This window comes from Streptomyces mutomycini, assembly GCF_001700505.1.
Taxonomy (GTDB): domain Bacteria; phylum Actinomycetota; class Actinomycetes; order Streptomycetales; family Streptomycetaceae; genus Streptomyces; species Streptomyces mutomycini.
Genome location: NZ_MAPV01000014.1, coordinates 25,698 through 35,580 on the forward strand (window position 1 = coordinate 25,698; position 9,883 = coordinate 35,580).

11 protein-coding genes, 1 pseudogene and 1 riboswitch are annotated in these 9,883 nt (G+C 71.4%); of the genes and pseudogenes, 8 read left to right on the forward strand and 4 right to left on the reverse strand.

The genetic code is table 11. The features are described 5' to 3' along the window. Window positions 1-78 precede the first annotated feature (78 nt). Together BFF76_RS01910 and BFF76_RS01915 are read left to right on the forward strand one after the other, a co-directional pair. Window positions 79-1,227 carry an 8-amino-7-oxononanoate synthase gene (locus BFF76_RS01910; protein ID WP_065846873.1) on the forward strand — a complete coding sequence of 383 codons (1,149 nt, stop codon included), beginning with the start codon at window positions 79-81 and terminating at the stop codon, window positions 1,225-1,227. Between the two features lie 216 nt (window positions 1,228-1,443). Next, window positions 1,444-1,875 (forward strand): ATP-binding protein, encoded by a 432-nt coding sequence (locus BFF76_RS01915; protein WP_053931229.1) that lies wholly within the window; start codon window positions 1,444-1,446, stop codon window positions 1,873-1,875. A gap of 41 nt (window positions 1,876-1,916) precedes the next feature. On the opposite strand, the gene BFF76_RS01920 is transcribed toward BFF76_RS01915, so the two are convergent. Beyond that, window positions 1,917-2,831: a LysR family transcriptional regulator gene (locus tag BFF76_RS01920; RefSeq protein WP_053931230.1), complete on the reverse strand. Its 915-nt coding sequence runs from the start codon at window positions 2,829-2,831 to the stop codon at window positions 1,917-1,919. A gap of 72 nt (window positions 2,832-2,903) precedes the next feature. Between BFF76_RS01920 and BFF76_RS01925 the strand changes: the two genes are divergently transcribed. Then, window positions 2,904-3,545, forward strand: a complete 642-nt coding sequence (locus tag BFF76_RS01925; protein ID WP_065846875.1) for a LysE family translocator — start codon at window positions 2,904-2,906, stop codon at window positions 3,543-3,545. 18 nt (window positions 3,546-3,563) lie between these two features. Here BFF76_RS01925 and BFF76_RS01930 read toward each other — a convergent pair whose 3' ends face one another. From BFF76_RS01930 to BFF76_RS01935, 3 genes and pseudogenes are all read right to left on the reverse strand, one after another. After that, window positions 3,564-4,034, reverse strand: coding sequence for a C40 family peptidase (locus BFF76_RS01930; protein WP_031094098.1), 471 nt, complete (start codon window positions 4,032-4,034; stop codon window positions 3,564-3,566). A gap of 3 nt (window positions 4,035-4,037) precedes the next feature. Then, a riboswitch (cyclic di-AMP (ydaO/yuaA leader) is annotated at window positions 4,038-4,210 on the reverse strand. A gap of 379 nt (window positions 4,211-4,589) precedes the next feature. Continuing rightward, a pseudogene (locus BFF76_RS33465) lies at window positions 4,590-4,881 on the reverse strand (hypothetical protein); the annotation flags it as partial. A gap of 188 nt (window positions 4,882-5,069) precedes the next feature. Then, window positions 5,070-6,065 carry a hypothetical protein gene (locus BFF76_RS01935; protein ID WP_065846877.1) on the reverse strand — a complete coding sequence of 332 codons (996 nt, stop codon included), beginning with the start codon at window positions 6,063-6,065 and terminating at the stop codon, window positions 5,070-5,072. Window positions 6,066-6,174: 109 nt separating this feature from the next. Between BFF76_RS01935 and BFF76_RS01940 the strand changes: the two genes are divergently transcribed. The 5 genes from BFF76_RS01940 to BFF76_RS01960 all read left to right on the forward strand — a co-directional run. After that, entirely contained in the window at window positions 6,175-6,795 is a 621-nt protein-coding gene (locus tag BFF76_RS01940) for a TetR/AcrR family transcriptional regulator (protein ID WP_031094093.1), read from the forward strand. Between the two features lie 139 nt (window positions 6,796-6,934). Further along, window positions 6,935-7,237 (forward strand): urease subunit gamma, encoded by a 303-nt coding sequence (locus tag BFF76_RS01945; protein WP_031094092.1) that lies wholly within the window; start codon window positions 6,935-6,937, stop codon window positions 7,235-7,237. Window positions 7,238-7,251: 14 nt separating this feature from the next. Then, the gene (locus BFF76_RS01950) at window positions 7,252-7,563 is read left to right on the forward strand and encodes an urease subunit beta (RefSeq protein ID WP_031094089.1); all 312 of its coding nucleotides are present in this window, start codon (window positions 7,252-7,254) and stop codon (window positions 7,561-7,563) included. Further along, on the forward strand, window positions 7,556-9,277 hold the full coding sequence (locus BFF76_RS01955; RefSeq protein ID WP_031094087.1) for an urease subunit alpha: 1,722 nt from the start codon (window positions 7,556-7,558) through the stop codon (window positions 9,275-9,277). The genes BFF76_RS01950 and BFF76_RS01955 overlap by 8 nt, the downstream gene beginning before the upstream one ends. A 17-nt stretch (window positions 9,278-9,294) precedes the next feature. Next, a partial coding sequence (locus BFF76_RS01960; RefSeq protein WP_065846879.1) for an urease accessory protein UreF occupies window positions 9,295-9,883 on the forward strand: 589 nt, incomplete at its 3' end.

The window sequence follows — 9,883 nt, forward strand, 5'->3', positions numbered from 1 at the left end:
TGCTGTGTGCATTGCCACACCCTGACCTGTTGCGCACCCGGTTAGGGTCTGTGAGCTGCCTACAAAAGGGACCCGCTCATGTCCTACGACCCGTTCGACTGGACCGACGACGAGGCCCGGCGCCGTGCCGACGCCGGACTCGTCCGGACGCTGCGCCCCCGGGCCGCCGGGACGGAACTGCTGGACCTCGCGAGCAACGACTATCTGGGTCTGAGCAGGGACCCCGAGGTCACCGCTGCCGCGGCCGAGGCGGTACGGACATGGGGCGCGGGCGCCACCGGCTCGCGGCTCGTCACGGGCTCCACCGCGCTGCACGCCGAACTCGAGCGCGAACTCGCCGCCTTCTGCGGATTCGAAGCCGCCCTGGTGTTCTCCTCCGGCTACGCGGCCAACCTCGCCGTTCTCACGGCGCTCACCGGAGCCGGCTCGCTGATCGTGTCCGACGCCGGCAACCACGCCTCGATCGTCGACGGCTGCCGGCTCTCGCGTGCCGACACCGCCGTAGTGCCGCACGCTGATCCCGAGGCAGCCCGCAAGGCCCTCCAGTCGCACGACGGCAGGGCGCTGGCGGTGACCGACTCCGTCTTCTCGGTGGACGGCGACGCGGCCCCGCTGCCCGGACTCGCCGACGTGTGCCGCGACACGGGCGCGGCTCTCGTCGTGGACGACGCACACGGACTGGGCGTCCTGGGCGAGGGCGGGCGCGGCGCACTCGCGGCCGCCGGACTCGCGGGCGGCGAGGGGGTCGTCGTCACGCTCACCCTCTCGAAGTCGCTGGGCAGCCAGGGCGGAGCGGTGCTCGGGCCCGCCCGGGTCATCCGTCATCTGGTCAACACGGCCCGTACGTTCATCTTCGACACCGGCCTCGCGCCGGCGGCCGTCGGGGCGGCGCTCGGCGCACTTCGTCTGCTGCGCCGCGAACCCGGACGCGCGGCGAGGGCCGTGGCCGTCGCCGCCGAACTGCACGGCCGGCTGACGGCGGCCGGCTTGACGGCGGCACCCCCGGACGCCGCCGTCGTGTCGGTCCGTGCCCCCTCGGCGGAGTCGGCGGTCCGCTGGGCCGCCGACTGCCGTGCGGCGGGTCTCGCGGTGGGGTGTTTCCGGCCGCCGTCGGTTCCGGACGGGATCTCCAGGCTGCGGCTGACCGCCCGGGCCGACCTGACACGCAGTCAGATCGAGAAGGCCGTGGATACGGTCCTGGCTACCGCGCCCCGGCCCGTCGGCTGACCGGGCTGAAGCCCGTTCCGGCGAGCGGTCGGAGTTCCGCCCGCCCCTCGACTGCATGACATGACTCAGCGGGCGCAGTTCACCGTAATGGGCGACAGATGTATGCATATCCTGGTGGATCGCCGTCATGGAGAGCGGCATCGGTGGCAGTCTGGCGGCGAAGCACGATCCAGGCCGGCCGCGGGCCGGTCCTGGCGGGAAAGGGGCGGCGTCGCCATGGCAGACCAGCAGGAAACAGCCCTCACTCTGCCGAGCGATCCGGCTTCGGTCTCCGCGGCCCGGAGATACGTGGCCGGGGTGCTCACCGAATGGGGCCTGGCCGAGGACGGCGACACCGCCGACACCATCCGGCTGATCGTCTCCGAACTCGCGACCAACGCGGTCCAGCACACCTTCGGGCAGTCGCCCACCTTCACCGTGGCCCTCCGGCTCGACCGGGACGTGGAGTTCTACCTCGGTGTGACGGACAGTCACCCCCGTTGGCCCCAGAAGCTCCCCGCAGCCGTCCGGCTGGACAACGGCCGCGGCATGGTGATCATCCGGGCTCTGGCCAAGGAGCACGGCGGCCGTCTGAGCGTCAGTCCCACCCCGGACGGGGGGAAGACCGTGTCGATCGCTCTCCCCTGGCCGGTTCCCACGCAGACCTGACGCCGCCGGGGAGAGCCGCAGGCGCGACGTGGCCGCCGCTCCTACGCGCCGGAGGCCCGGCCGAAGCCGCTGCGCAGCAGCGCCATCAGCGTCGCCGCCGCCGCGGTGTTCCGGTTGCCCCGGTGCACCACGGAAATCGTCCTGCGGAAGGCGGCGGGTTCCAGGCGCCGGACGGCGACGGGTGCGGGGGACATCGCGGCGACCATCTCCGGTACCACCGCCACCCCGAGACCGGCACTGACCAGGGCGCACACCAGGGCGTAACCGGGCGACTCGCACACCACGGCGGGGGTGGCCCCCGCCTCGGCCAGCGCACGCTCCACCCCGCGCCGCGGCGGATGCTCCGGCGCGCTGCTGATCAGCGGGCGGCCCGCCAGTTCGGCCACGGGCAACGGCCCGCTGCCGTCGGACAGCATCTGTCCGAGTGCGGTGACCAGCACCAGTTCCTCGACCAGCAGTGGTTCGGCGGCGAGCCCCGCAGGCAGAGGATCGGCGGCCGCGGGTTCGTAAGCGTGGGTGAGTGCCAGGTCCACGTCGCCCGCCGCCACCGCGGCGACTCCGGCGGGCGGCTCGTAGTCCGTGACGGCCAGCTCCACGTCGGGGTGCGCGCGACGGAACGCGGTGAGCACCGGCGGCAGCAGATGGATCCCGGCCGTCACGAACGTGCCGACCCGCAGACGGCCGCCCGACAGTCCTGTGAGCCTGGCCAACTCATGCCGCGCCTGGTCCATCTCGTCCAGCACCCGTCTGGCGCGCCCGGCCAGCAGCTCACCGGCGGCCGTCAGCCGTGCTCCGCGGTGGTGACGGACGAGGAGGGCCGCCCCGGCCTCCCGCTCGAGCTTGGCCAACTGCTGCGAGAGCGCGGGCGCGGTGTAACCCAGCCGCGCGGCAGCTCTGGTGATCGAGCCGGCCTCGGACACCGCCACCAGTGCGGCCAGCCGCGTCGGGTCAAACATTAAGTATTCCTTTTGGCAGGCCCAGCAGATTGCAAGTACATGCTAAAGGGCTGGAGCAGTCATGGTGGATCCATGGACGCACAACTGCTCGCATTCGTCGCCGTTGCGGCGGGGATGGTGGCGCTGCCCGGCGCGGACTTCACCGTGGTCGTACGCAACGCGCTCGTCTCCCGGCGGTCCGGGCTGGCCGCGGCGGTGGGAGTGGCCGGAGGGCTCCTGGTGCACACGGCGCTGGCCGTCGCCGGACTCGCCGCCCTGCTGGTGGCGATGCCCGCCCTCTTCCGAACCGTCCAGCTGCTCGGCGGGGCGTACGTCCTCCACCTCGGCCTCAGTGGCCTGTACGCCATGCGGCGGCGGGCCGCCGCCGGAGCGGGCGCGGAGGAGGGGACCGCGGGCACGAGGCGGTCGGGACCCGGGCGGGCGTTGCGGCAGGGCTTCCTGACCAACGCCCTCAACCCGAAGGCGCCCGTGCTCTTCCTCAGCCTGCTGCCCCAGTTCGTCCCCGACGGCCAGGCACCTCTGCCCAGGACGCTGCTGCTGGCATCGGTGGTCGTCCTGCTCGCGCTCGTCTGGTTCCCGGCAGTGGCCCTGCTGGTCGACCGGCTGGGCCTATGGCTGCGCCGGCCGCGTACCGCCCGAGTGATCGAGGGCGGCAGCGGCGCGGCGCTCACGGTGCTGGGTCTCGTACTGGTGACGCAGCCACTGCTGCACTGAACCCGAGGGGAGAGTGTGTCAGCGGACCCTCCCGTACCAGACGTTCCCGGTCCAGATCCTCTCCAGCCGGACCACCGCGCCTGCCTTCGGGGAGTGCCAGATCCTCCCGCTGCCGGCGTAGATGCCGACGTGGTACACACCGCGGCCCGCGTGGAAGAAGACCAGGTCGCCGCGTTTCCGCTGCGACCTGGGGATATGGCGGGTCTTGTTGTACTGCTGCTGAGCCGTGCGGGGGAGTTTCCTGCCGGCTTTCCTGAACGAGTAGAGCGTGAGCCCCGAGCAGTCGAACCGGTGGGGGCCCGTGGCGCCCCATCTGTAGGGCGCGCCTTTCTTCGAGGCCGCGACCTTGAGTGCCTTCGTCGAGTGGACGGCGGCCTCGGCGTCGTTCACGAGGCCCGGGGCCAGCATGGTGGTGCATACGGCGAATGTCAGAACCGAGGCCGTACCGACCCGGGCGAACAGAGACGGGACATGAACCTGCGCAGTCATGCGCAACCCTTCGTCAGCCGCCTGTGAAGGATGACCTGTCGGGTTCGGGCTGGCGAAGTTGCCCGGCCGCGCGAAGCGGCTTCACCCCGAGGGCCGTCCGGAACTCCGGTCGGCCCGTTGTGCTCGGGTCCTCCACTCCTGCCGATCCACTCCTGTCGACCAGGCATCCGGACGGCGGCAGGACTCGGCGTCCGCCCGGACCGCCCCGCCGCGGTGGCGGGGGCTTGTCGTCCCAGGGATCTTTACGCATGCACTGCCGGATTTCCTGGCCGAAGCGGCGATACGTGGGAGTCGACACAACTGATCCGATCGGGTGGACGCGGCCGGCCCGGGTCCACGACGGCCGCACCCGACCAGCCGTGGACCAGCGGCGGAACAATGCGTTCCGCTCAGTGTCCGTACCTGGTGCGCAAGTTGGGCTGTCCCTCGTGCGGAGGATCTCCTACGCCGATCGAGCGAGGGAAACTCCTCGGCCGACCGGGCGTGTCGTGACAGGGCGTCGAGAAGCCTCGGCCACAGGCAGGTCGGGCGTGCGGGCGTGCAACTCGAACACGCGGGAGGTACGGAGACCCGCCCGGCTCGGCGCTCCCCGTCCAGCAGCCGAAGTGGCCCGGCCAGTGTCTCCGCATGGATCTGTGACTCACCCCGCTCGTGCATCGATTCGCGTGCGTCGCGGAGAGCGGTGGCCCGGGAGGCGAGAGCCTGAGCGGCCCGAGCGCCCCATGCGTGTCGCCGCCGCGTGCGGGGTTGATGCGGCCGAGCCGGCCGAGCGCCTCACGTAGCAGTCGATGAACTCGGCTTCGGCGCGCGCCAGGGCGGAAAGCGGCGGGAACTGGCTTCGGAGCATCGGGCGTTCACCCTTCTGAGCGCCGTAGTCGCGAGGACCGCGACCGCTGACACCTCCCGGGCGCCGGGGGTGCTGCCGCCGTCGAGTGCCGCTGCCGCCACCGGTGGCGAGGCCACCGGCTGTGGAACGGCGAGAGCCGCGCCCCCGCCTGCCCCGGCAGGGGTGCGGCTCATCCGGGTGCTGTTCCGTCAGCTGGTGAGGGCGGGTTCGCGACGCTGTCCGGTGAACTGGTCCGCGCCCTCCGCCTCCGGCTTCCGCCGGCCGCCGATCAGCACGGCGGCCAGGCCCAGCGTGGCCCAGACCGCCAGGGTCAGCGCGGCCCCGCCCGCGGTGGCCCCGTCGAAGAACGCGACCGACCTCAGCAGCGAACCACCCGCACCCGGCGGGAGCCACTGGCCGATCGCGCCGACCGGTTCGGGGAGCAGCTCGGGTGCGCTGGTGACGCCCGAGAAGGAATTGCCGAGCAGCACCATCAGCAGTGCGCCCACGCCGATGCCCTTCGCGCCGAGCAGTGCCGCGAGCCCCCCGACGGCCGAGGCGATGGCCAGCACGGTCAGCCCGACGACGCCGGCTTCCGTCCACCAGTCGCCCGTGAGCACGCCCAGCCAGCTGTGCGCGACCGCCGTGGCGGCGACCCCCACGAGTCCGGCCGCGCCCGCGAGGGTCAGAGCCGCTCTGGTGCCCCGCAGCTTCATCATGGTCACCATCGCCCCTGCGGCGACGCCGGCGAGAGCCAGCGGCAGGATGCTCGCGCCGAGCGCGGCGCCCCGCGGATCCGTCCCGGGTGCCGCGACGACGTCGGTGACCGGCATGACGGTGCCCGCGGGCGCCGCCCCCTCGGCCACCTCGGTCAGCAGCTGAGCGACGACGGGGCCCGCCGCCGAGGCGGTGAGCAAGTGCGGTCCCTCCCCGGTGACGACGACGGCGCCGTATACGGCCCGGTCCTCGATCGCCTCGCGTGCCGCGCCCGCGTCGGCGTAGCGGTGGACCTCGAAGGCACCCTCGCGCTGTTCGAACTGCTCCTGCAGCTGATCGGCCGCGGGTGCGGCGCCCGCGACGCCCACGGGCAGATCGCGCGGGCCGATCCGGGCAGCGGGCCACGAGAAGGCCCAGAGGCTGATCGTCACGATCAGCGGGACGAGGAGGATGACCGCGACCGCGCGGCGATTCGGCGCAGCAGGCATGACGACTGCCTCAATTCAAAGAGAAGGATCGTTCGTTTTACGGATTGCGGCCACTGTCTCCCCGGCGCGTTCGCTTGTCAAGAATGAACGTTCGTTTTAGATTGCTGTCATGGCACGTGTATCCCAGGAGCACCTCGACGCCCGCCGCCGGCAGATCCTCGCCGGTGCCGCGCGCTGCTTCGCCCGCAATGGTTTCCATGGCACGTCGATGCAGGACGTGCTGAAGGAGGTCGGACTGTCCGCGGGTGCCGTCTACCGCTACTTCGCGGGCAAGGAGGACCTGATCGCGGCCATCGCCGACGATGCCTTCGGCAGTATCCGCCGGGCCTTCGGGGAGGCCGCCGAACTCACACCGCCGCCCACGCCCGACGTGCTGCTGAGCCGGGTGCTGCGTGGGGTCTTCGAGGGGCAGGTGTACGGGATGGAGCGCCGTACATGCGCCGCGCTCATCGTTCAGGTGTGGGCGGAGACCATGCGCAACGACAGGCTGGCGCAGACCCTTCGTGACGGCTACACGGGTATGCGCGCGTCCTGGGCGAAGCTGGTGGAGGCATACCGTGCGGCCGGGCTCATGCCTTCCGGCGTGCCGGCCGACGATGTCGCCCGCACGCTCATCGCCACCGCTCAGGGGTTCATCGCGCAGGAGGCCCTGTTCGGGGGAGCCGAGCCGGAGGTCCTGGAGAACGGGTTGCGCGGGCTGATGTCCATGGATCCGCAAAAGATCAGTTAACGCGCCGGAAAAACTTCCGCCCTAACGTGCAATACCTGGCCGCGGAACCCTCTTCATCGTTCAACAGAGTGTTGAAGGCGGGATAGGGTCCCGCTGCGCCCGGGGCAGGTACCGGGCGGAAGACGAAGAGGGTGGAAGCGTGCAACTGACTCCGCACGAACAGGAACGCCTGCTCATCCATGTGGCCGCCGATGTCGCAGAGAAGCGCAGGGCGCGCGGACTGCGGCTGAATCACCCCGAGGCCATCGCGCTCATCACCTCCCACCTTCTCGAGGGTGCCCGCGACGGCCGGACCGTGGCCGAACTGATGGCGTCCGGCAGGAAGGTCCTCACCCGTGCGGACGTCATGGACGGCATCCCGGAGATGATCCACGACGTCCAGGTCGAGGCGACCTTCCCGGACGGCACCAAGCTCGTCACCGTCCACGACCCGATCGTCTGACGGGGGAGCAGCCGATGATTCCCGGAGAGATCCTTTACGCACAGGGCCCGGTGCCGCTCAACGAGGGCCGCCCCGTCACCCGCCTCACCGTCCTCAACGCCGCAGACCGGCCCGTCCAGGTCGGCTCGCACTACCACTTCGCCGAGGCCAACTCCGGCCTGGACTTCGACCGCCGCGCCGCCCACGGACTGCGGCTGAACATCGCCGCCGGAACCGCCGTGCGCTTCGAGCCAGGTATCCCCGTCGACGTCGAACTCGTCCCGCTCGCAGGTCTGCGCATCGTCCCCGGACTGCGCGGCGACACCGGAGGTTCCCTCGATGCCTGAGCTCAGCCGCCCCGTGTACGCCGACCTGTTCGGGCCCACCACGGGTGACCGCATCCGACTGGCGGACACCGACCTCGTCGTGGAGATCGAGGAGGACCGCTCGGGCGGCCCCGGACGGGCCGGTGACGAAGCCGTGTTCGGCGGCGGCAAGGTGATCCGTGAATCGATGGGCCAGGCGCGGACCACCCGCGCCGAAGGCGCCCCCGACACCGTCGTCACCGGCGCCGTCGTCATCGACCACTGGGGCATCGTCAAGGCCGACATCGGCATCCGCGACGGGCGGATCACCGGGATCGGCAAGGCCGGAAACCCGGACACGATGGACGGAGTCCACCCCGAGCTGGTCATCGGACCCGAGACCGAGATCATCGCGGGCAACGGCAAGTTCATCACCGCGGGCGCCATCGACGCGCACGTCCACTTCATCTCGCCGACCCTCGTCGACCAGGCGCTGTCCTCCGGGATCACCACACTGGTCGGTGGGGGCACGGGCCCGGCCGAAGGCACCAAGGCCACGACGATCACCCCGGGCCCCTGGCATCTGGCCCGGATGTTCGAGGCGTTGGAGGGCTACCCGGTCAACATCGGTCTGCTCGGCAAGGGCAACACGATGTCCCGCGAGGCCATGCACTCCCAACTGCGCGCCGGGGCGCTCGGATTCAAGATCCATGAGGACTGGGGCGCGACCCCCGCCGTCATCGACGCCTGCCTGGGCGTGTGCGAGGAGACCGGCGCCCAGCTCGCCATCCACACGGACACGCTCAACGAGGCCGGCTTCGTCGCCGACACGCTGGCCGCCATCGCCGGGCGATCCATCCATGCCTACCACACCGAAGGTGCCGGCGGCGGACACGCTCCCGACATCATCAGTGTGGTCTCGGAGCCGTACGTCCTGCCCAGCTCCACCAATCCGACCCGGCCGCACACCGTCAACACGATCGAGGAGCACCTCGACATGCTGATGGTCTGTCACCACCTCAATCCGGCAGTGCCGGAGGACCTGGCCTTCGCCGAGTCCCGGATCAGGCCTTCTACCATCGCGGCCGAGGACATCCTCCATGACCTCGGAGCGATTTCGATCATCTCCTCGGACTCCCAGGCGATGGGCCGCATCGGCGAGGTGATCCTACGTACCTGGCAGACCGCCCATGTGATGAAGCGGCGGCGCGGCGCACTGCCGGGTGACGGTTCCGCCGACAACCACCGAGCGCGTCGCTATGTCGCCAAATACACCATCAACCCCGCGGTGGCCCAGGGCCTGGACCGGGAGATCGGCTCCGTCGAGACCGGCAAGCTCGCCGACCTCGTGCTCTGGGATCCGGCCTTCTTCGGCGTCAAACCGCAACTGGTGATCAAGGGCGGCCAGATCGCCTACGCCCAGATGGGCGACGCCAACGCCTCGATCCCCACCCCGCAGCCGGTCATGCCCCGCCCGATGTTCGGCGCAGTGGGCCGGGCCCCCGCGGCCAACTCCTTCAACTTCGTCTCCTCGGCCGCCATCGAGGCCGGGCTGCCCGGCCGCCTGGGCCTCGGCAAGGAGTTCGTGGCGATCACCAGCACCCGAGGCGTCACGAAGGCGGACATGCGGGAGAACGACGCCCTGCCCCGGGTCACCGTCAACCCCGACAGCTTCGCCGTCACCATCGACGGTGACCCCGTCGAACCCGCCCCCGCCGCCGAACTTCCCATGGCCCAGCGGTACTTCCTCTTCTGAGGGCAGGACAGCACTTCATGACGACACGCGCAGCCCTGCTCGTCCTCGCCGACGGCCGGTTCCCCGCCGGTGGCCACGCCCACTCCGGTGGAGCCGAGCCGGCCGTCAAAGCGGGACACATCCGCAACGCCCAGGACCTGGCGGACTTCTGCCTGGGCCGGCTCCACACCACCGGGCTCACCTCCGCCGCCCTGGCAGCCGCGGCGGCCCACGGCCTGGACCCGCTCGCCCTGGACGAGGCCGCCGACGCCCGGACGCCCTCGCCCGCGCTCAGGAGCGTCGCACGCAAGCTCGGCCGTCAGCTGATGAGGGCGGCACGAGCCACCTGGCCCAGTGCCGAACTGGCCGCACTCGCCGAAGCCCGGCCGCGCGGTGCCCACCAGCCCGTCGTCCTCGGGCTCACGGCACGCTCCGCGGGCCTGGGACCCGCCGACGCCGCACACTGCGTCGCCTACGAAACGGTCAGTGGCCCGGCCACTGCGGTGGTCCGCCTGCTGTCCCTGGACCCCTTCGAGGCGGTCGCGGTCCTCGCCCGGCTCGCACCCGCCCTCGACCAGGTCGCCGAACAGGCTACCGAGGCCGCACGGCAGGGCGTCGACGCCCTGC